The sequence below is a fragment of the Actinoplanes sp. CA-015351 genome, from assembly GCF_050955685.1.
Classification (GTDB): Bacteria; Actinomycetota; Actinomycetes; order Mycobacteriales; family Micromonosporaceae; genus Actinoplanes.
Window position 1 is genome coordinate 7,037,536 of sequence record NZ_CP192102.1, and the last position, 19,557, is coordinate 7,057,092.

The following is a 19,557-nucleotide window of genomic DNA, read 5'->3' on the forward strand; positions in this document are numbered from 1 at the left end:
AAGAAGAGGAGATGCGCGGATTACTTGACGGAGCCGAGAGTCAGGCCACCGCGCCAGTACCGCTGCAACATCAGGAAGGCCACGATCAGGGGGACGATCGCCACGAGGGCACCCGTCACGATCACGCTGAAGGTGGCTCCGGCGCCGTTGCCCATGATCGCCGACATGTACCAGGTCCGCAGCCCCACGGTGAGCGGGTAGAGCTGGTCGTCGCTCAGCATCACCAGCGGCAGGAAGAAGTTGTTCCAGGACGCGACCATGCTGAACAGCAGCACCGTGACCAGGGCGGGGCGCATGGCCGGCAGCACCACGCTGCGGAAGACCCGGAACTCGCCGGCGCCGTCGATCCGGGCCGCCTCAAGCATCTCGTCCGGGATCGAGTCGGCCACGTAGACCCGCAGCAGGTAGACACCGAACGGGTTGAGCAGCGACGGCAGGATCACCGCCCAGACCGTGTCGACCAGGTTGGCCTGCGACATCAGCAGGTAGGTCGGCAGCACCAGCGCCGTGGCCGGCACCATGATCAGCCCGAGGAGCAGGGCGAACAGCTTGTTACGGCCCGGGAAGCGCAGCTTGGCGAAGGCGTACCCGGCCAGCGCCGAGACGACTGTCGCACCGACACCGCTGACCACCGCGTAGAACGCCGAGTTGCGCAGCCAGATGAGGAAGATGCCGTCCTGCCCGGTGAACACCTGCTTGAGGTTCTCGAACAGGTGGAAACCGGAGAACCACAGCGAGTCCGACTGGAACAAGCCCTGGTTGTTCTTGGTCGCGGCGACCAGCAGCCACCAGAACGGGAGCAGGAAGTAGACCGCCATCAGACCCATCACCACGTGGGCGGCGACGCTGCCCTTTCTGAGGCTCATTGCAGCGCGCTCCGTTTCCGGGTGGCGAAGAGGAAGATGTACGACCCGATGAAGACCACCGCGCCGAGCAGGAACGAGATCGCCGCCGAGTAGTTGTACTGCTGGAACGAGAACGCCTGGCCGTAGGCGTACATGTTGGGCGTGTAGTGCTGGGTGATCGAGCCCGGGTTGAGCGGCTGGAGGATCAGCGGCTCGGTGAAGAACTGCAGGGTGCCCATGATGGTGAAGAGCGTGGCCAGGACCAGCGCCGAGGAGATCATCGGCGTCTTGATGCGCAATGCGATCTGCACCTCGCTCGCACCGTCGATCCGGGCGGACTCGTAGATCTCCTTGGGCAGGCCCTGCAGTGCCGCGTACAGCACGATCATGTTGTAGCCGGCCCACTGCCAGGTGACGATGTTGCCCAGCGACGCCAGCACCGTGTCACTGGCGGTGAAGTCGATGCCCAGCGCGGCGAACGGGCCGACGCTGTCGCTGTAGAGGAAGCCCCACATCAGGGTGCCGATCACCACCGGCACGGCGTAGGGGACGAAGGCCGCCAGCCGGAAGAACCGGGAGAACCGGGACGTGGCCGAGTCGATCAGCAGGGCCGCCAGCAGCGCGAGCGCGATCATCACCGGAGTCTGGATCAGCCCGAAGACCAGGACCCGGACCACGCCCTCACGGACCAGCGGATCGTTGATCGCCTGCTGGTAGTTGTCGGCGAACGCGAAGACCTCACCCTCGATCAGGGTGGACCGGTAAAGGCTGATCTTGAACGCGTACGCCAGCGGGAGCAGCAGGAAAGCGATCAGCAGCACCACGAACGGCAGGACGAACAGCCAGCCGGTGGCCGCCTCCCGCAGATGGGTCGCCCGCCGGGTGCTCACCTTCGGCGAGGGGTCCGCGGCCGCCGGAGCGGCCGCGGGTGAAGTCTTCACCTCGGTCATTACTGAACCTTGAAGCCCTGCTGGGTGGCGTAGGTCTTGACGTTCGCCTGAGCCGTGTCCAGCGCCGCCGACCACGCTGTCTTCTTCTCGATCGCCTGGCCCAGGTTGGTGGTCAGCTGGTTGAAGTTGTAGCTGTTGAAGGGGCTCCAGGCCAGCGGGCCGATCGCCTTGTACGCCGGGACGAAGACCTCGTTGACCTTCTGGCCGCCGAAGAAGTCGTACTCCTTGCTGAGGAATGCCTCCGACTCCAGGATCGGCGTCGCGGTCGGGAACAGGAACGCCTTGTCGATGCCGATCTTCCACGCGTCGGTGTTCTTCGGGCCGAAGATCTCCATGGCGACCTTGGCCGCGATGTCCGGGTACGTGGCCTGGTCGGTCACCGCGAACGAGGAGCCACCCCAGTCGCCCTGAGCGTTGGCGCCGGCGGTCCACTGCGGCAGCGGCGCGACCTTCCACTTGCCGGACGCGCCGGCCGCGTTGGCCTGGATGTAACCGGGGCCCCATCCGGCCGCGAGGTACGTGGCGTACTTCTCGGAGTTGAGACCGGCGTAGAAGTCGGTGGTGTGGAAGGCGGTGTTGTCGGCGAGACCGCCGTTGACCATGCCCTCCCAGTAGTCGAAGACCTTCTTGGACTCGGCGCTGTTGAGGTTGACGCCGATCTTCGACGGGTCCGCGATGTCATAGGCGTACGGCTGGGCGCCGGCCTGCCACTGCAGACCGGTCATGAAGCCACCGTCGTTGGCGCCGAAGTCGGTGATGAAGCTCTTGCCACCGGACGCGGCCTTCAGCTTCTCGGCCTGGGTCTTGTACTCGTCCCAGGTGGTCGGCACGGTCAGCTTGTACTTCTCGAAGATGTCGGCGCGGTACATCATCGCCATGGGTCCGGCGTCGACCGGGATGGCGTAGACCGAGTCACCCGTGCTGACCTGCTTCCACGCCCAGTCGACGTAATCGCCCTTGACGTCGTTGGCGCCGTACTTGCCGAGGTCGACCAAGTGCTTGGTGAGCTGGAAGGTGGGGATCTCCTGCAGCTCGAGCTGCACCACGTCGGGCGCACCCTTGCCGGCTTTCAGTGCGGTCTGCAGCTTGGTGTACTGGTCCTGGCCGGTGCCGGCGTTCGTCCACTCGATCTTGACGTCGGTGTGGGTGGAGTTGAACAGGTCGACGACGGCCTGGAACTCCGGGTACCACGCCCAGACCTTGACGGTCACGGTGCCTGTCGGTTTCGCGGTGGCCTTCTCGTCGTCACCGCTGCTGCCGCAGGCGGTCAGGGCGAGCGCGGAGGCAGCGATGGCCGCCACAACCGATCGCCGACTGACCCGCCGTGCGCTAAGTTTACTGACGTTCACTGGGTCCTCACAGACAAGTAGTTGCGTATCCAGTTGATCAGTTCTGGACCCTGCTCAGGGACCAGAGAGCCGGCCTCCGGTGCTGGCACACCGGGGGTCGGCCAACAAGCCGAACTTCGCACGCCAAACGGTTATCCACGGTCCGGCGGGCACTGTTGCTACGCTTTTGCAGCGCTGCAAAACACAGCATGCACGGACGCCTGTACGTCGGCAAGGGGTAACCTGCCGGAAACTTGGGGCGGGCAGAGGGGGGCACAATGCGTCGAGAAGTCACTCTGCGTGACGTCGCGGAGCTGGCCGGCGTATCAAGCCGAACCGTCTCCAACGTGGTGAACGGTTACGCCAACGTCACCGAACGTACGAGAGAGCGCGTTCAACGCGCGGTCGAAGAACTCGGGTACCGGCCGAACGTCCTTGCGCGGAACCTGGCGCAGGGCCGATCCGGGCAGATCGCGGTGGTCGTTCCGTACCTCGACACCCCGTACTTCTCCGAGTTGTTGCAGAGCGTGATCCGTGCGGCGAGGATCAGCGGCTATAACGTTTTGATCGATCAGACCGACGGCGACGCCGAGCACGAGCGCGGTTTCATCGCGCACGGATCGCGCCGGCTGCTCTTCGACGGCGTCATCTTCAGCCCGCTCGGCCTCGATCAGCGGGCCCTCGCCGACCGGGACCCGGCGCTGCCGCTGGTGATCCTCGGCGAGCGGGCCAGCGACGGCACGTTCGACCACGTCGGCATCGACGACGTGGCCGCCTCCCGCCAGGCCACCGAGCACCTGCTCGACCTGGGCCGGCACCGGGTTGCCGCGATAGGCGACCAGCCCTATGCCACCGGCGAGGCCGCGCAACTGCGTACCCAAGGATTCCGCGAGGCGCACACCGCCCGAGGCCTTCCGGTACGCGAGGACCTGATCATCGGCACGCCGCGGTTCAACCGCCCGGACGGCGCTCGCGCGATGGCCGATCTGCTGGACCGGGGGGATCGGCCGGACGCGGTCTTCTGTTACAGCGACCTGGTGGCCCTCGGCGCGATTCACACGATCCTGGCGCGCGGCCTGCGGGTGCCCGAGGACATCGCGGTGATCGGGTACGACGACATCGAGGATGGCCGGTACTCGAACCCGACCGTCTCCACGATCTCGCCGGACAAGGAGTGGATAGCGACCACGGCGGTGGAACGGCTGCTGCTGAGGATCGGCAGCAGCACACCTCCACCGGGGCTGGAGCTGCGCGCCCCGCACAAACTGGTAGTGCGCGAGTCCACTACTGGCCGAGCTAGCTACCGAACAGCTTCGCTGCCGTGATCACGGTCTGGGTGATGCCGTAACCGAGCATCACGCTGACCAGAGCCCAGGAGATGAAGAGCCTCATCGCGCCGCCACCTCCTCCTTCTCGTGAACCTCGGCGGGCACCGGTTTCACCAGCAGGTTGGCGACGAAACCGACGGCGAGCAGCGCCACCATGGTGAACAGCGCGGGCTTGTAGGCGTCCGCTGTCAGCGTGCCCGGTTTGCCCTGCGCGTCCAGGAACCCGTTGACGATCAGCGGCCCGGCCACGCCGGCCGCCGACCAGGCGGTCAGCAACCGGCCGTGGATCGCGCCGACCTGGTACGTCCCGAACAGATCGCGCAGATAGGCCGGGATGGTCGCGAACCCGCCGCCGTAGAACGACAGGATCAGCCCGGCCAGCAGCACGAACAGCGGGATCGCGGTGCCGCCGAAGACCGCCAGCAGGGTGTAGAGCACGATGCCGCCGCCCAGGTACAGCATGTAGATCGGCTTGCGGCCGATCAGGTCGGAGGTCGACGACCAGACGAACCGGCCGGCCATGTTGAACAGCGACAGCACCCCGACGAACCCGGCCGCCGCGGTGACCGCCACGGCCGAGGTGCCGCCGCTGTCCCGGAAGAAGTCCTGGATCATCGGGCTGGCCTGTTCCAGGATGCCGATGCCGGCCGTGACATTGCAGAAGAGCACGATCCAGAGCAACCAGAACGACCGGGTACGAATGGCGTTGGCGGCCGAGACCTGCGCCGTGGTGACGAGCGGCTTGGCCTGCACCGACGCGGGGTCCCACTTCGCGGGGCGCCACCCGTCGGCCGGCACCCGGATGTTCACCACGCCGAACATCATGATCACGAAGTAGCCGGCGCCCAGCGTCAGGAACAGCGCTGTCAACGCCTCGCCGCTGGCCACTGACGTCGCGACGTTCGGGTCGTACCCGCTGTCGTAGAACGACATCAGCTGCCGGGACAGCGGCCCGGCGATCAGCGCGCCGCCGCCGAACCCCATGATCGCCAGTCCGGTGGCGAGGCCGGGACGGTCCGGGAACCACTTGATCAGCGTGGAGACCGGCGAGATGTATCCGATGCCCAGTCCGATGCCGCCGAGTACCCCGTACCCGAGATAGAGCAACCACAGCTGGGTTGTCGCGATGCCGAGCGCGCCGACCAGGAAGCCGGACGCCCAGAACGAGGCGGACACGAACATCGCTTTGCGGGGCCCGTTCGCCTCCACCCAGGTGCCACCGAGCGCGGCGGAGAGTCCGAGCATCACGATCGCGATGCTGAAGATGACGCCGATCGCGGTCTGGCTGGTGTCGAAGTGCTGGACCAGGGAGTTCTTGTAGACGCTGGTGGCGTAGACCTGACCGATGCACAGGTGAACCGCGAGCGCCGCGGGCGGGATGAGCCAGCGGCTGTAACCCGCCGGAGCGACGGTGTGCTCGCGATCGAGAGCGGAGAGCAGAGCCATGGCGGCGGCGCTACCCATCGTCGTCGGTCGATAAACCTTCCTGATCGGCCCAGTCCAGCAAAGTTTCCAGTGAGAACGCGCGGTCGTCGATGGCCGCGTGCAGATCACCCAGCTCGGCGAAGCGGGCCGGCACCGTGCGGATCGTCAGGTCACCCGGCTCGACGTCCGGGATCTCGTCCCAGCGCACCGGCGTGGAGACGGTCGCCGAGGGCACACCCCGTACCGAATAGGCGCTGGCGATGGTGTGGTCCCGCGCGTTCTGGTTGTAGTCGATGAACAGCGCTTTCGGGTCCCGGTCCTTGCGCCACCAGGTGGTGGTCACGTCGTCCGGCGCCCGCTTCTCGACCGCGTGCGCGAAGGCCAGCGCCGCCCGCCGAACCTCGGAAAACCCCCAGCGCGGCTCGATCCGGACGTAGACGTGCAGGCCCTTGCCGCCGGACGTCTTCGGGTAGCCGACCATGCCCAGCTCGTCGAGGACCTCGTGAACCACCCCGGCCACCTTGCGGACCGTGCCGAACGGGCAGTCCGGCATCGGGTCCAGGTCGATCCGCCACTCGTCCGGTTTCTCGGTGTCGGCCCGCCGGGAGTTCCACGGATGGAACTCCACGGTGGACATCTGGACGGCCCAGATCACGTCGGCCGGCTTTGTCACGCAGAGCTCGTCGGCGTGCCGGTTGTAGCGCGGGAATTTCACCCGGACCGTCTCCAGCCAGGGCGGAGCGCCGTTCGGCACGCGTTTCTGGTGCACTTTCTCCCCGGCCAGGCCGTCCGGGAAACGGTGCAGCATGCACGGCCGTTCCCGGAGCGCCCGGACGATCCCGTCGCTGACCGCCAGGTAGTACTCGACCAGGTCGAGCTTCGTGGCGCCGAGCTCCGGGAAGTAGATCCGGTCCGGGTTGGAGACCCGGACGTCATAGTCGCCGACTTCGATCACCGTGGCTTTACCTGCCATGGTCAGAAACTAGCCCAACCAGGCCTCGTCCAGGTCCAGAAGCAGGGTGTCACCTGAATCGAGCAGATCCAGCATCGGCCCGATCCGCGGCAGCTCGTGCGTGACGAAATACCGCGCCGCGAGCCGCTTGCCCTCGTAGAAGTCACCCTCCTTGCCCTCGGCGGCGAGCCACTGCTCCAGCCAGATCCAGGCGATCACCAGATGGCCGGCCGCGTCGAGATAGGCGGTGGCGTTGACCAAAGCTTTCTCGGGGTCTCCGGCAGCCCACAGCTTCGCGGTCGTCGCGGCCAGGCGATCGGCGGCCGCCGCGATCGGCGTACCCAGGTCAGGATTTTTCTGACATGTTGCTTTGATCCGGTCGAGCAGCAGCGTCAGGCCTGCCCCTTGACGGAGGAGAACCTTGCGGCCGAGCAGGTCGAGCGCCTGGATGCCGTCGGTGCCCTCGTGGATCGAGTTGAGCCGGTTGTCCCGGTAGAACTGCTCGACCGGGTACTCCCGGGTGTACCCGTACCCGCCGTGGATCTGGATGGCGTGGTCGTCGGCGAGCCGGCACCACTGCGACGGCCAGGCCTTCACGATCGGGGTGAGCACGTCGAGGAGCAGGTCGTTCTCCTGCGACGACTCGTCGACAAGCTTCGCCGCGTACAGGATCAGGGCCAGGCCACCCTCGACGTACGACTTCGAGGCGAGCAGCATCCGCCGCACGTCGGGGTGCTCGATGATGGCGACCGGCGGGGCCGACGGGTCCTTGCCGGCGACCGGGCGGCCCTGCTGGCGCTCCTTGGCGTAATCGAGGGCGTGCAGGTAACCGGTGTAACCGAGGGCCACCGCGCCGGCGCCGACACCGATCCGGGCCTCGTTCATCATGTGGAACATGTACTGGAGGCCGCGGCCCTCCTCCCCCACCAGGAAGCCGGTCGCGTCGTCGAAGGCGAGCACCGCGTTGGTGGTGCCCCGGTAACCCATCTTGTGGTTGAGCCCGGCCAGGGTCACGCCGTTGCGCTCGCCGGTGTCCAGGTTCTTCTTCGGCACGATGAAGAGCGACAGGCCCTTCACCCCGGCCGGCGCGCCGGCGACCCGGGCCAGGACCAGGTGGATGATGTTCTCGCTGAGCTCGTGGTCACCACCCGAGATCCACATCTTGCTGCCGGTGATCCGGTATTCGCCGTCCGGCGACTTGACCGCTTTCGTGGTGACGTCGCTGAGCGACGACCCGGCCTGCGGCTCGGACAGGCACATCGTCCCGGTGAACCGGCCCTCGAGCATCGGCTCCACGAACGTCGCGATCTGCTCGTCGGTGCCGTGCGCCAGCAGCAGATGCGCGTTGGCCGAGGTCAGCATCGCGTACGCCGACGTGCCGGTGTTGGCCGCCTGGAACCACAGGAAACAGGCACGCTGCACGACCAGCGGCAGCTGCAGCCCGCCGTGCGCGGCGTCGACAGTGCCGGCGATCAGCCCGGACTCGGCGAACACCTTCAGCGCCTTGGCGACCTCCGGGATGATCTCCACCTTTTCGCCGTCGAACGTCGGCTCCTGGAGGTCGTTCTTACGGTTGTGCGGGGCGAAATCGCGCTCGGCGATCTTCTGGGAGACGTCCAGGAACGCGTCGAACGTCTCCCGCGAATGGTCGGCGTACCGCTCGCGCGCGGTCAGTTTCTCCACGTCGAGCCATTCGTAGAGCAGGAACGCGAGATCACGCCGGGAGAGCACCTTGGACACCGCAGCCACCACCGTTCGTCGAAAACTCCTTGCACACAGTGTGCACTAAGTTCAGTCCGACGCGCGGTGCCTGCCCATCCGGCCGCCGGAGACGCCCGCTCTGCGGCTGCCACCGGCGTGCTTGATCGCGTACATCGCGTGGTCAGCGGCACGCAGCGCGGCGTCCGGGTTCTCGGCCGCCGGCGCCAGGTGCACCCCGATGCTGGCGCCGATCAGGATCTCCTGGCCGCCGATCCGGAACGGCAGCTCCAGGACGTACCGGATCCGGCCGCTCATGGTCGCCGCGTCCTTCTCCGACAGCACACCCGGCATCAGGACCACGAACTCGTCGCCGCCGACCCGGGCGAGCACGTCGGTTTCGCGTACGCAAGCGGTGAGCCGGTCTGACACCTGGCGCAAGAGTTCGTCGCCGACCTCGTGGCCGTGCACATCGTTCACCGGTTTGAAGCCGTCCAGGTCGACGAAGAGCACCGCGACCGGGGTGGAGGCCAGCGAGGAGTCCAGCACGTCCTGCATCCGCCGCCGGTTCGGCAGGCCGGTGAGCGGGTCGTGCTGCGCCTCGTGGGTGAGCCGCTCCTGAAAGGCGCGGTTCTCCGAGATGTCCCGGGCGTTGATCACGACGCCGGAGAGCGCCGGGTTGTGCATCTGGTTGGAGGCGGTGAACTCGAACCACCGGTACTCGCCGTCCGCCGAACGGGCCCGGCACTGCATCCGCACCACCCCGTCCAGGTCGTCGAGCAACCGGCTCAGCCGCTGCCGCATCTCCGGCTCGTCCTCCGGGTGGATCAGATCGAAGACGCTGTGCCCGGCGAGCGCGCCGGTCTTGTACCCGAGGACAGCCATCGCGCTCGGGCTGCTGAAGACGATCCGGCCCCGGCCGTCCAGCACCGAGACCAGGTCCGGAGCGTGCTGGAAGAGCGCCTGGAACCGCTCGTCGGCGCGGCGGCGCGTCACCTGGGTGCGGTAACCGAGTACCGAGATGCCGGCCACGCCGATCAGCAGCATGGCGAGCAGCGTCAGGTTCAGGGTCTGGCTGCGGGAGTGCACCACGCCGTCGAACGACGACTTCGTCTGAATCCGCATGTACGTCCAGCCGCTGGGCAGGCCGCCGTAGACGATCGCGATCATCGGAGTCTTGCCGGCCTTGTACTCGACGAACTGCACGCCGTCGACATCGAGGTCGGTTTGCAGCGCAGAGGCGATCTTGGTGCCGATCAGGTTCCGGTCGCTTGATGCGCCGACCACGCCTGAGCTGTCCGCCACCAGCGTGGTGTGCGTCTCGGCGGAGAGCCGCACGGCGTAACTCTGCAGCGCGGTCTTGGTGACCTGGTTGAGGCCGATCAGATAGCCGATCACCGAGTCGTTCCCCGGGATCGGCACGGCCACCGCCGCGAGGGCGACCCCGTCCACGATCATGATGTCGGAGAAGCCGGCCTGCCCCTCGGCCAGCTGCGCCTCCATCGGCGCCCAGCCGGCGTCGCCGGCCGACGGCAGGCCGGACGTGCGGCTGCTGGTGAGCAGGTTGCCGTTCAGATCGGCGGTCAGCAGGCCGTACTGGAACGTGGTGCTCTTCGCCGCCGCGGCGGCGAGGATCCCGCGGTCCGCGGCGCTGTCCTTACCCAGGTGCAGGGCGTGCTCGACCAGGATCTGGGACAACTCGGCGGCCGAGTTCACCTGCAGCTGGCCGGTGAGAGTGCCGTTGTTGGTGCCGAGGGCACTGCTGTCGGCCCGGTGCACCGTGTCCGCAGCGCGCAGCGCCGAACGGTTCACCACAAAGCCGACCACACCAGCGGCAGCCAGCAGAAGCACGCTGACCACCACAGCTATCCAGTTGCGCAGCCGCATTCCGGTTCCTCCTCACCGCACTTCATCGGCCGCGCGGCGCCGGACTGAAGAATCCTCCTTAGGGGCTTCGCCAGGGAAAGAACAGGGGAAAAGGGGGCGGCGCTTCTCACCATCGACCCACGATGATGAGGGGGCAACAGTGCGTCGTCGATGAACGGAGCACCGCATGCGCAGACAGGTGGTCGCGTCGCCTCCCGGGTGGCTCTCGCCACTCCGTGCCCGGATCCCGGCGCCTCGGGTCTCTCACGAGGGCCGTCCGCCCGTACCCATGAATCCCGAAGCCGGAAGCGGGCCGCCTGGCCGGCGCCGGATCATCCGAACGGGTCTCACCCTGACCGGCGCGGCGTTCGCGGCTGTCTTCCTCTGCCTGTCCTTCACGCCGTCGCTGCTGCCGCGCGCCTGGTTCCTGCAGGGTGTGGTGGGCGGCGTCACGGCGGCGACGGGTTACGCGCTGGGCACCGCGATCGGCGCGCTGGTCCGGGTGCGCCGCCGGTTCAGCGCACGAACGGTGCGGATCGCCTGGCGGGTGCTGTTCGCCCTCGTACCCCTGCTGTTTTTGATCTTTCTCTGGCTCGGTGTCCGATGGCAGCGCGAGCTGCGCGGCAGGCTCGGCCTGCCGCAGGCGCAGGAGTACGACGTGATCCGCACGCTCGGGATCGGTCTGCTCACCTTCGGGGTGATCCTGCTGGTCGCGCGGAGTCTGCGGCTCGCCACCCACGGCTGCGCTCTGGTCTTCCGCCAAGTCGTCCCGCATCGGGCGGCCTACTGCGCGGGTGCCGTCGTGGTGACGCTGCTCAGCTATACCGCGCTGGACGGGCTGGTCATGGGGCAGCTGTTCTCGATGGCGGACCGATCGGCGGCGGTGGTCAACAGCGGCACCGGCAACGGCGTCACGATGCCCACGTCGGTGCTCCGGTCCGGTGGGCCGAGGTCGCTGATGACCTGGGACTCGCTGGGACGGCAGGGCCGGGCGTTCGTGGCGGCCGCGCCGACGACGCAGGAGCTCAGCACGTTCGCCGGCCGGCCCGCGCGGGAACCGATCCGGGTTTACGCCGGGCTCACCTCGGCCGACACCGTCGACCAGCGTGCCGCCCTGGTGGTCCGCGAGATGGATCGCACCGGCGCGTTCGACAGGTCCGTCATCGCGATCGTCACGCCGACCGGTACTGGCTGGGTGGACAACCGGGTCACCCGATCGTTGGAATACATGTACGGCGGTGACACCGCGCTGGTCTCGATGCAGTACTCGTACCTGCCGAGCTGGATCTCGTTCTGGAGCGACCGGTCCGAGGTGGCGGTCAGCGCGGCCGCCCTGATCGGCGCGGTCCAGGACCGCTGGTCCGCGATGCCCGAGGTCAGCCGGCCCAAGCTGCTGCTCTTCGGCGAGAGCCTGGGTACCTACGGCCTGGAGAAGGTGTCCGGCTCACCGGAGCAGATGGTCGCCGGCTCGGACGGCATGCTGCTGCTCGGGCCGACGTTCGCCAACCCGCTGCACCGGGCGCTCACCGAGAACCGCGCCGAGGGCAGCCCGGTCTGGGAACCGCGGTACCCGGACCTGCCGATCGTCTTCGCCGAGAGCGGCGCGAACCTGCGGGCCCTGACCGCCGAGCGGCCCAAGGTGGTCTACCTGCAGAACGCGACCGACCCGGTTGTCTACTGGAGCTGGGACCTGCTCTGGAAGAAGCCGAAATGGCTGACCGGTGAGCGCGGGCCGGACGTCACACCCGACATGCACTGGTACCCGGGCATCACGTTCTGGCAGACCTCGTGCGACCTGATCTTCGCGAACAAGGTGCCGACCGGCCACGGCCACGTCTACAAGTCTCAGGCCATCGACGGCTGGGCCGCGATCGCCCCGCCGCCGGGCTGGACGATTTCCGACACCCTCAGGTTGCGGGAGCTGCTGGGTTAGCGTTTCAGCCACGGTTGGAGGACCTTGGTAACCCTCGGTAGCACCAGGTAGGTCATGATCGGGGTCAGCACGAGCGTGCCGATCAGGGTTTTGAGCACCACGTTGAGGCTGTCCAGGTGCGGCATCAGCAGAATCGCCGAGAGCAGGCTGACCGGGAAGAATCCGAGCCAGATGGTGACAGCCTGCTTCCATCGGGGCGGCGCGGCCGGCGCCGGGCTCGGCTGGTCGACCTCACGCTCCACCGGTGGGTCGAACCAGCCCTCGATGCCGGTACGCCGCTCGACCCGGGTGTGCTCGACGAATCCCTCGGCCGACGACAGCCACCATTTGCGCTGCTCGGACTCCTCCCAGTCGCGCAGCGCCTCCGCGTCGGCGAACCGGTACAGCATGTGCCACTCGGAGGAGCCGACCTCCGGGCGTACCCAGCCGGTCCCGAGAAACCCGGGGAACGCCTCGGCGAGCGATGCGCCGGCCCGGACCCACGCCGCCATCTCAGCGGCACGGGCCGGGTCAACACGGCGAGTGATCGCGACGGTCACAGCGAGCTGAGGCGGGGACTCCATGTCCCATATTCTGGTACGCCGGTGTTTCGAGCAGGCTGCGTCCCAGCTTTCAGTGCGCTGCCCCACAATGCGGCTTAACGCCAGGGCCGCCGGCTTAACGCTGCGGCCGCCGTGGTGTGCAGCCGGGAGCCGTGACGTGCAGCCCGATCCCGGCTTAACAGTGCGGCCGCCGGCTTAACGGTGCGGCCGCCGGCTTAACGCTGCGGCCGCCGGCTTAACGGTGCGGCCGCCACCGTGTACAGCCGGGAGCCATGACGTACAGCCGGGGGCCGTGACGTACAGCCCGATCCCGGCTTAACAGTGCGGCCGCCGGCTTAACGGTGCGGCCGCCACCGTGTACAGCCGGGAGCCATGACGTACAGCCGGGGGCCGTGACGTGCAGCCCGATCCCGGCTTAACGGTGCGGCCGCCGGCTTAACGCTGCGGCCGCCACCGTGTGCAGCCGGGGGCCGTGACGTTAAGCCGGGTCAGTGGGTCAGGCGGGCTATGCGGCCCTGCTCGCCGGAGGCCCAGCAGGCGCCGTCGGCTGTGCAGGCGACCGCGTCGAAGCTGCCCGTGTCGAAACTCCGCCAGGACACCCCGCCGTCGTAGGAGACGTCGCTACCGGTCGGGCCCACGGCCAGCGCGGTTCGGCCCCGGCCGGTCCACGCCACGCCGGAGCGGTACTCGCCCGGGACCTCGCGGGACACCGTCCAGGTCCGGCCGCCGTTGCGGGACAGCGCCGCGCCGTCGGGAGCGGAAGCCGGGGTCACGTAGTCACCGCCGACCGCGAGACCCTGCCAGCCACCGCCCGACTGCCCAGCACCCCCGGACTGCCCAGCACCCCCGGACTGCCCAGCACCCCCGGACTGCCCAGCACCCGGCCGGCCGTCGGTGGCGCGGCCGGTGCCGTTGGTAGCGCGGCCGGTGCCGTCGGTGGCGCGGCCGGTGCCGTCGGTGGCGCGGCCGGTGCCGTCGGTAGCGCGCCCGGTGCCGTCGGTAGCGCGCCCGGTGCCGTCGGTAGCGCGGAACGCCAGGCCGTAGACGCCGGCGCTCGGGCCGCCCGGGATCGGCGAGTCGGAGACCGACCAGGTACGGCCGCCGTCGTGGGACGTGAACACCCGGGAGGGTTCCGCGCCGCCGGTCGCGAACCAGGCGTTGTTCCCCTGCGCGACCAGGCACGTGCCGCTCGCCGCGAAGGCGAACTCGCCGGGCAGCGCCGCCGGCATGCCCTCGGTGGGCCGGACCTGCCAGGTACGGCCGCCGTCACGGGTGGCGAGGATCCGGAACTTGCCGTCCACCGGGTCGGAGAGGGCCAGGCCGTGCCGGCGGTCGGAGAAGTCCAGGCAGTCGTAGAAGGCGACCGGATCGTCGTTGCGGAACGACTCGGTCCAGGTGCGGCCGCCGTCCGTTGTGGCGTACACCCGGGAGTCGGTGCCGGAGCCGATCGTCAGGGCGACCGCGCTGCGGGCGTCGAAGGCCGCGATGTCGCGGAACTGCAGAGACGCCGCCTCGGGCGGGCCGACCGAGGACCAGGTACGCCCACCGTCAACCGTGCGCAACACGGTTCCGGCCGAACCGGCGGCCCAGGCGACAGTGGCGCTGACCGGCGCGAGCCCGCGGAACCGGGCGGTCGACCCGGTGTCGGTGAGCTGCCACGTGAGACCGGGGCCCGGGGTGAATCCGGTGCCGGCGGTCATGACGAGAGCCAGAGCTGGTATCGACAACATTCGCTGCATTGGCATGACCGCAACCTATCGCGAAAGCCTCAGACGTTCAGGTACGCGAGCACCGCCAGGACCCGGCGATGGTCGTCGTCCGAGGGCGGCAGGCCCAGCTTCGTGAAGATGCTGCTGATGTGCTTGCTGACCGCTTTCTCCCCGATGAACAGCTTGCCGGCGATCGCGCCGTTCGACCGGCCCTCGGCCATCTGCCCGAGCACCTCCCGCTCCCGCATGGTCAGCGCGGCCAGCGGCGGCTCGTGGCGGGCCAGCAGCTGGGAGACCACCTCGGGGTCCAGCGCGGTGCCCCCGGCGGCGACCCGGCGCACCGCGTCGACGAACTGGGCCACGTGCGACACCCGGTCCTTGAGCAGATATCCGATCCCGCCCTTGCGGTCGCTGAGCAGCTCCCGGGCGTACAACGGCTCGACGTGCTGGGAGAGGACCAGGACCGGCAGGCCGGGTATCGTCGCGCGGGCCGCGATCGCCGCCTGCAGACCCTCGTCGGTGAAGGTGGGCGGCAGCCGTACGTCCACCACCGCCACGTCCGGCCGGTGCGCCACCAGCGCCGGCAGCAGCTCCGGCCCGTTGTCGACGGCCGCCACGACGGTGAAGTCGTACGCCTCCAGCAGCCGGGTCAGGCCGTCTCGGAGTAGGGCGAGGTCCTCGCCGATGACAACGCGCACGGCAGCTCCATGGTCACGACAGTCGGTCCGCCCGGCGGGCTGGACAGGCTCATCGTGCCATCGAACGCGGCAAGACGACGCTCGATGCCTCGCAGTCCGGTGCCGGCCTCCGGGTCGGCGCCGCCGAGGCCGTCGTCGCTGATCCGCATGGTCAGCGTGCCGTCGTGGTGCCAGAGCTGCACCTCGGCGTGCTGGGCGAAGCTGTGCCGGGTCACGTTGGCGAGGACCTCGGCGGCGGCGAAGTACGCGGCGGACTCCACCGGCGTGTCGAGCCGGCCGGGCACCGCGGCGCCGACGCTCGTCGGGATCGGCAGGGCCATCGCCAGAGCCCGGACAGCGCCTTCGAGACCGCGTTCGGCGAGGACCGGCGGGTGGATTCCGCGTACCAGATGGCGCAGTTCGACGAGCGCGTCCGAGCTGGTCTCGCGCGCCTCGGAGAGGAGTTTGCGGGCCATCTCGGGGTTGTCGTCGACGAGCTCGGCAGCCAGGCCGATCGTCATGCCGAGCGAGACGAGCCTGGCCTGCGCGCCGTCGTGCAGGTCGCGTTCGATCCGGCGCAGCTCGGCGGCCTGCGCGTCGAGGTTGTCGGACCGGGTGGTGGTGAGGTGGCTGACCCGCAGGCGAAGCTCGGCGTTGCGGGTCGGCGCGAGGAACAGCCGGGTCAGCCAGGCGTCGGCGGTTCGCAGGTACGGCGCCATCGCCAGTCCGATCGCGAGGATCACGGTGCCCTGCGGCAGCGACAGGAATCCCTCGCCGACCGTCTCGATCGGCCAGATCGCGCCGTACCCGTAGTTGCCGGTGCCGAGCCAGATCCAGAGCGGCAGCAGCACGATGCCCTCGATGCCGTAGAGCGGCACGGCCAGCGTCAGCACACCCAGCACCAGGCCGGCCACCGCGCCGGGCAGCAGCCAGGCGAAATCCCGCCAGGTGGCCGGGTCGGTGACGATCCAGCGGTAGCGGGTCAGCAGGCCCCTCGACGGCGGCACCGGGCGGTACGGGCGGGCGATCGGCATCCCGAACGTCGCGGCGAGCCGGCGGGCCAGCCGGGCACGGACCCGGATCAGCGCGGTCACCAGCGGCAACAGCACCAGTCCGATGCCGAGCACCGGGGTGAGCACCAGCGACACCACGAAGAGGACGAACAGCGGGATGTTGGTGATGGCGAGGGCGACACTCAGCACCCCGCCGCCAACGGCCCGTACCCCGTCCCGGATCCAGTCACGCGACTCCATGTCCTCATCCTGGACCGCGGGCGCCAGCCTGTCGGTAGTGCCAGCCCTACCACCGTGGGGGGACCTGACACTCCTGACTTACCCACGGGCGCCCGCGAGCCTGGACGTTATGACGATGACAGCTGAGACACGAGCCGCCGGCAGCGACTTCGCCGAGCTCGGCCGCCGGATCAACGCAGCCGGCCTGCTGCGCCGGCGGCCGGCCTATTACGCCGTACGCCTCACCGCCGTGACCCTCGCCCTGATCGGCGGATGGGCAGCTTTCTTCCTGGTCGGGGCATCCTGGTGGACCGTCGCGGTGGCAGTGCTGCTGGGTGTGGTGTTCGCGCAGGCCGCACTGGTGGCGCACGACCTGGCCCATCGGCAGGTGTTCCGCACCAACAAGCCCAGCGCCCGGGCCGGGCTGATCGCCGGGAACCTGGCGATCGGCATGTCCTACGGGTACTGGATGGACAAGCACACCAAGCATCACGCCAACCCGAACCACGACGACCTGGACCCGGACGTCGGCCCGGGAGTGCTGGTCTGGAACCGCGAGGACGCACAGGGATTCATCGCGAAATATCAGGCATATTTGTTCTTTCCGCTGCTGACCCTGCTCGGTCTGTCGCTGAAGCGTGACAGCGTCCGCGCCCTCTTCGACGGCACCGTGAAGCGCCCGGTCCTGGAAGGAACCCTCCTCGCCGTCCACATCGCCGGCTATCTCGCGGCGCTCGCCCTGGTCCTGACCCCGCTCCAGGCGCTCGCCTTCTTCGTGGTGCACCAGGCGGTGTTCGGCGTCTACCTCGGTATGACGTTCGCGCCGAACCACAAGGGCATGCCGCACCCCGACGGCACCGAGGACTTCCTCCGCAAGCAGGTGCTGACCTCCCGCAACGTGCGCGGCGGCTGGTTCGTCGACGTGGCGCTCGGCGGCCTCAACTACCAGATCGAGCACCACCTGTTCCCGGCCATGCCGTCACCGAACCTGCGCAAGGCCCAGCCGGTGGTGCAGCGCTACTGCGAGGAGATCGGCGTCTCGTACGAGATCACGAGCCTCACCGAGTCCTACGCACAGGCGCTGCGCCACCTCCACGACGTGGGTGCGGACCTGCGTAAGAGCTAACGCGGAATGTTGCGCAGGTTGGTGCGGGCCAGGTGCAGCATCTGGCCCACCCCACCGCCCAGCACCGTGCGGCCGACGGCGAGCGCGAAACCGGCCGCCTCCTCGGTGGTGACGTGCGGCGGAAGTTCGAGGGCGTTCGGGTCGGTCACCACGTCGAGAACGGCCGGCCCGTCGTGTGCCAGGAACTCACGCATCGCCTGACGGACCTCGTCAGGCTTCTCTACGCGTACCCCATGAATGCCCGCACCGCGGGCGATGGCAGCGAAATCGACCGCCTCGTGGTCGGTCTCGAACGGCGGGTCACCGGCCACCAGCATCTCCAGGCGGACCATGCCGAGGCTGGAGTTGTTGAAGACGACCACCTTGACCGGCAGGTTGTGCAGCTTCGCGGTGAGCAGCTCGCCGAGGAGCATGGCGAGCCCGCCGTCGCCGGACATCGAGACGACCTGGCGGCCCGGGAAGGCCTTCTGGGCGCCGAGTGCCTGCGGCAGCGCGTTCGCCATGGTGCCGTGCACCCAGGAGCCGAGCAGCCGGCGGTGCCCGTTCGGGGTGATGTACCGGGCGATCCAGCTGCAGCACATGCCGGTGTCGGCCGTGAAGATCGCGTCGGCGGCGGCTTCCTCGTCGAGGATCGAAGCCACGTACTCCGGGTGGATCGGGGTCAGGTGCTCGACGTCGTGCGTGTACGCGCCGACCACCCGCTCCAGCTCCTCGGTGTGCTTGGCCAGCATCCGGTCGAGGAAATCACGCTTCTTGCGATCGAGCTTCGGCAGCAGGGCCCGGATCGTCGCGCCGACGTCACCGGCAACACCCTGGTCGAGCGGCGTACGCCGGCCGAGCCGGGACGGGTCGAGATCGACCTGGACGGTGTTCTTGCCGGGCAGGAACTGCCGGTACGGAAAGTCCGTGCCGAGCAGCAGAAGCAGGTCCGCCTCGTGGCTGGCCTGGTAACAAGCCCCGTACCCGAGCAACCCGGACATCCCTACGTCGTACGGGTTGTCGTACTGCAGCGACTCCTTGCCCCGCAGGCTGTGCCCGACCGGCGCGGCGAGCACCTCGGCCAGCTGGAGCACCTCGTCGCGAGCGCCGGCGCAGCCGATCCCGCCGAAGATCGCCACCTTCTCGGCCGCGTTGATCCGCTCGGCCAGCTCGTTGATCACCTCGGGCGAGGGCACGCCGAGGACCGGGCCGGCCGGGCGGTGTGCCGTGCCGGTCTCGTTCACGGCGTTGGCGCCGAAGACGTCACCCGGCACCACCAGCACCGCGGCGCCACGCTTGCCGAGGGCCTCCTGGATGCCGACCCGGGCCAGCCGCGGCATCTGCTCGGCCGACGACACCAGCTCGGTCCAGTGGCTGGCCTGGCCGAAGAGCTGCTTCGGATCGGTCTCCTGGAAGAAGCCGGTGCCGATCTCGCTGGAGACGATGTGCGACGCGATCGCCAGAACCGGCGCCCCGGACCGGTGGGCGTCGAAGATTCCCTGGATCAGGTGCGTGTTGCCCGGCCCGCAACTGCCCGCGCAGACCGCGAGACGCCCGGTGAGCTGCGCTTCCGCCGAGGCCGCGAACGCCGCCGCCTCCTCGTTGTGTACGTGCACCCACTCGATCGCGCCGCTGCGCCGAATGGCGTCACTCAGCGAGTTGAGGCTGTCACCGACCAGCCCGTAGATCCGCTCGACCCCGGCCTGGACCAAGACCTCGACAAATTGGTCGGCTACCGTCTGCTTCGTCCCGAACATGGCACGCCTCCTGCACCGATTCCCCGTCAGGACCTCGGTGTACCCGCGCTCCAGGGCGCGCGAACGGGACGTGCGTCTCATCCTTTTCAGTACGCGTGACCGCTGTTGATCACGGGGAACCTGCCGACTCCTGGGACGGGTGGGCGTACAGTCTTTGAATCCGGCCCGCACGGTACCGGCATATGAGGCGATTACCGCACGACGCAACGA

Annotated in this window: 16 protein-coding genes; 3 read left to right on the forward strand and 13 right to left on the reverse strand. The window is 68.7% G+C overall.

The features are described 5' to 3' along the window. Positions 1–20 precede the first annotated feature (20 nt). From ACQP2E_RS31855 to ACQP2E_RS31865, 3 genes are read right to left on the reverse strand one after another with little or no spacing between them, the layout of a single operon-like run. Positions 21–866 carry a carbohydrate ABC transporter permease gene (locus tag ACQP2E_RS31855; protein WP_433826670.1) on the reverse strand — a complete coding sequence of 282 codons (846 nt, stop codon included), beginning with the start codon at positions 864–866 and terminating at the stop codon, positions 21–23. Then, on the reverse strand, positions 863–1,795 hold the full coding sequence (locus ACQP2E_RS31860) for a carbohydrate ABC transporter permease (protein WP_433826671.1): 933 nt from the start codon (positions 1,793–1,795) through the stop codon (positions 863–865). The genes ACQP2E_RS31855 and ACQP2E_RS31860 overlap by 4 nt, the downstream gene beginning before the upstream one ends. After that, entirely contained in the window at positions 1,795–3,096 is a 1,302-nt protein-coding gene (locus ACQP2E_RS31865) for an ABC transporter substrate-binding protein (protein WP_433826672.1), read from the reverse strand. Before ACQP2E_RS31865 ends, ACQP2E_RS31860 begins: the two co-directional genes overlap by 1 nt. A gap of 305 nt (positions 3,097–3,401) precedes the next feature. On the opposite strand from ACQP2E_RS31865, the gene ACQP2E_RS31870 reads away from it, so the two are divergent. Continuing rightward, positions 3,402–4,448 (forward strand): LacI family DNA-binding transcriptional regulator, encoded by a 1,047-nt coding sequence (locus ACQP2E_RS31870; protein ID WP_433826673.1) that lies wholly within the window; start codon positions 3,402–3,404, stop codon positions 4,446–4,448. Here the strand turns inward: ACQP2E_RS31870 and ACQP2E_RS31875 are convergent. The 5 genes from ACQP2E_RS31875 to ACQP2E_RS31895 are packed head-to-tail and all read right to left on the reverse strand — an operon-like array spanning position 4,420 to position 10,413. Continuing rightward, entirely contained in the window at positions 4,420–4,515 is a 96-nt protein-coding gene (locus ACQP2E_RS31875; protein WP_433826674.1) for an MFS transporter small subunit, read from the reverse strand. The genes ACQP2E_RS31870 and ACQP2E_RS31875 overlap by 29 nt on opposite strands. Beyond that, positions 4,512–5,891, reverse strand: a complete 1,380-nt coding sequence (locus ACQP2E_RS31880; protein WP_433834109.1) for an OFA family MFS transporter — start codon at positions 5,889–5,891, stop codon at positions 4,512–4,514. Before ACQP2E_RS31880 ends, ACQP2E_RS31875 begins: the two co-directional genes overlap by 4 nt. A gap of 16 nt (positions 5,892–5,907) precedes the next feature. Next, positions 5,908–6,849 carry a non-homologous end-joining DNA ligase gene (gene ligD / locus ACQP2E_RS31885; protein ID WP_111651576.1) on the reverse strand — a complete coding sequence of 314 codons (942 nt, stop codon included), beginning with the start codon at positions 6,847–6,849 and terminating at the stop codon, positions 5,908–5,910. A gap of 9 nt (positions 6,850–6,858) precedes the next feature. After that, positions 6,859–8,568 carry an acyl-CoA dehydrogenase gene (locus ACQP2E_RS31890; protein WP_433826675.1) on the reverse strand — a complete coding sequence of 570 codons (1,710 nt, stop codon included), beginning with the start codon at positions 8,566–8,568 and terminating at the stop codon, positions 6,859–6,861. Positions 8,569–8,619: 51 nt separating this feature from the next. Next, on the reverse strand, positions 8,620–10,413 hold the full coding sequence (locus tag ACQP2E_RS31895; protein ID WP_433826676.1) for a diguanylate cyclase domain-containing protein: 1,794 nt from the start codon (positions 10,411–10,413) through the stop codon (positions 8,620–8,622). 166 nt (positions 10,414–10,579) lie between these two features. Between ACQP2E_RS31895 and ACQP2E_RS31900 the strand changes: the two genes are divergently transcribed. Beyond that, complete coding sequence (locus tag ACQP2E_RS31900) at positions 10,580–12,325, forward strand: alpha/beta hydrolase (RefSeq protein ID WP_433826677.1); 1,746 nt, start codon at positions 10,580–10,582, stop codon at positions 12,323–12,325. On the opposite strand, the gene ACQP2E_RS31905 is transcribed toward ACQP2E_RS31900, so the two are convergent. From ACQP2E_RS31905 to ACQP2E_RS31920, 4 genes are all read right to left on the reverse strand, one after another. After that, complete coding sequence (locus tag ACQP2E_RS31905; protein WP_433826678.1) at positions 12,322–12,888, reverse strand: antibiotic biosynthesis monooxygenase; 567 nt, start codon at positions 12,886–12,888, stop codon at positions 12,322–12,324. The two genes, ACQP2E_RS31900 and ACQP2E_RS31905, sit on opposite strands and share 4 nt — an antisense overlap. A gap of 467 nt (positions 12,889–13,355) precedes the next feature. Continuing rightward, positions 13,356–14,612 (reverse strand): WD40/YVTN/BNR-like repeat-containing protein, encoded by a 1,257-nt coding sequence (locus tag ACQP2E_RS31910; RefSeq protein WP_433826679.1) that lies wholly within the window; start codon positions 14,610–14,612, stop codon positions 13,356–13,358. Positions 14,613–14,635: 23 nt separating this feature from the next. Continuing rightward, positions 14,636–15,274 carry a LuxR C-terminal-related transcriptional regulator gene (locus ACQP2E_RS31915; protein WP_433826681.1) on the reverse strand — a complete coding sequence of 213 codons (639 nt, stop codon included), beginning with the start codon at positions 15,272–15,274 and terminating at the stop codon, positions 14,636–14,638. Further along, positions 15,226–16,506 (reverse strand): sensor histidine kinase, encoded by a 1,281-nt coding sequence (locus ACQP2E_RS31920; protein ID WP_433826682.1) that lies wholly within the window; start codon positions 16,504–16,506, stop codon positions 15,226–15,228. The genes ACQP2E_RS31915 and ACQP2E_RS31920 overlap by 49 nt, the downstream gene beginning before the upstream one ends. A gap of 109 nt (positions 16,507–16,615) precedes the next feature. On the opposite strand from ACQP2E_RS31920, the gene ACQP2E_RS31925 reads away from it, so the two are divergent. Beyond that, the gene (locus ACQP2E_RS31925) at positions 16,616–17,611 is read left to right on the forward strand and encodes a fatty acid desaturase family protein (RefSeq protein WP_433826683.1); all 996 of its coding nucleotides are present in this window, start codon (positions 16,616–16,618) and stop codon (positions 17,609–17,611) included. Here ACQP2E_RS31925 and ACQP2E_RS31930 read toward each other — a convergent pair. Next, complete coding sequence (locus ACQP2E_RS31930) at positions 17,608–19,347, reverse strand: pyruvate dehydrogenase (RefSeq protein ID WP_433826684.1); 1,740 nt, start codon at positions 19,345–19,347, stop codon at positions 17,608–17,610. The two genes, ACQP2E_RS31925 and ACQP2E_RS31930, sit on opposite strands and share 4 nt — an antisense overlap. Positions 19,348–19,557: the final 210 nt, after the last annotated feature.

Bases quoted from the DNA above. Each gene is read 5' to 3' on its own strand.
- ACQP2E_RS31855 (WP_433826670.1), bottom strand. From the start codon at position 866: ATGAGCCTCAGAAAGGGCAGCGTCGCCGCCCACGTGGTGATGGGTCTG.
- ACQP2E_RS31860 (WP_433826671.1), bottom strand. From the start codon at position 1,795: ATGACCGAGGTGAAGACTTCACCCGCGGCCGCTCCGGCGGCCGCGGAC.
- ACQP2E_RS31870 (WP_433826673.1), top strand. From the start codon at position 3,402: ATGCGTCGAGAAGTCACTCTGCGTGACGTCGCGGAGCTGGCCGGCGTA.
- ACQP2E_RS31875 (WP_433826674.1), bottom strand. From the start codon at position 4,515: ATGAGGCTCTTCATCTCCTGGGCTCTGGTCAGCGTGATGCTCGGTTAC.
- ligD (WP_111651576.1), bottom strand. From the start codon at position 6,849: ATGGCAGGTAAAGCCACGGTGATCGAAGTCGGCGACTATGACGTCCGG.
- ACQP2E_RS31895 (WP_433826676.1), bottom strand. From the start codon at position 10,413: ATGCGGCTGCGCAACTGGATAGCTGTGGTGGTCAGCGTGCTTCTGCTG.
- ACQP2E_RS31900 (WP_433826677.1), top strand. From the start codon at position 10,580: ATGCGCAGACAGGTGGTCGCGTCGCCTCCCGGGTGGCTCTCGCCACTC.
- ACQP2E_RS31905 (WP_433826678.1), bottom strand. From the start codon at position 12,888: ATGGAGTCCCCGCCTCAGCTCGCTGTGACCGTCGCGATCACTCGCCGT.
- ACQP2E_RS31910 (WP_433826679.1), bottom strand. From the start codon at position 14,612: ATGCCAATGCAGCGAATGTTGTCGATACCAGCTCTGGCTCTCGTCATG.
- ACQP2E_RS31920 (WP_433826682.1), bottom strand. From the start codon at position 16,506: ATGGAGTCGCGTGACTGGATCCGGGACGGGGTACGGGCCGTTGGCGGC.
- ACQP2E_RS31925 (WP_433826683.1), top strand. From the start codon at position 16,616: ATGACGATGACAGCTGAGACACGAGCCGCCGGCAGCGACTTCGCCGAG.
- ACQP2E_RS31930 (WP_433826684.1), bottom strand. From the start codon at position 19,347: ATGTTCGGGACGAAGCAGACGGTAGCCGACCAATTTGTCGAGGTCTTG.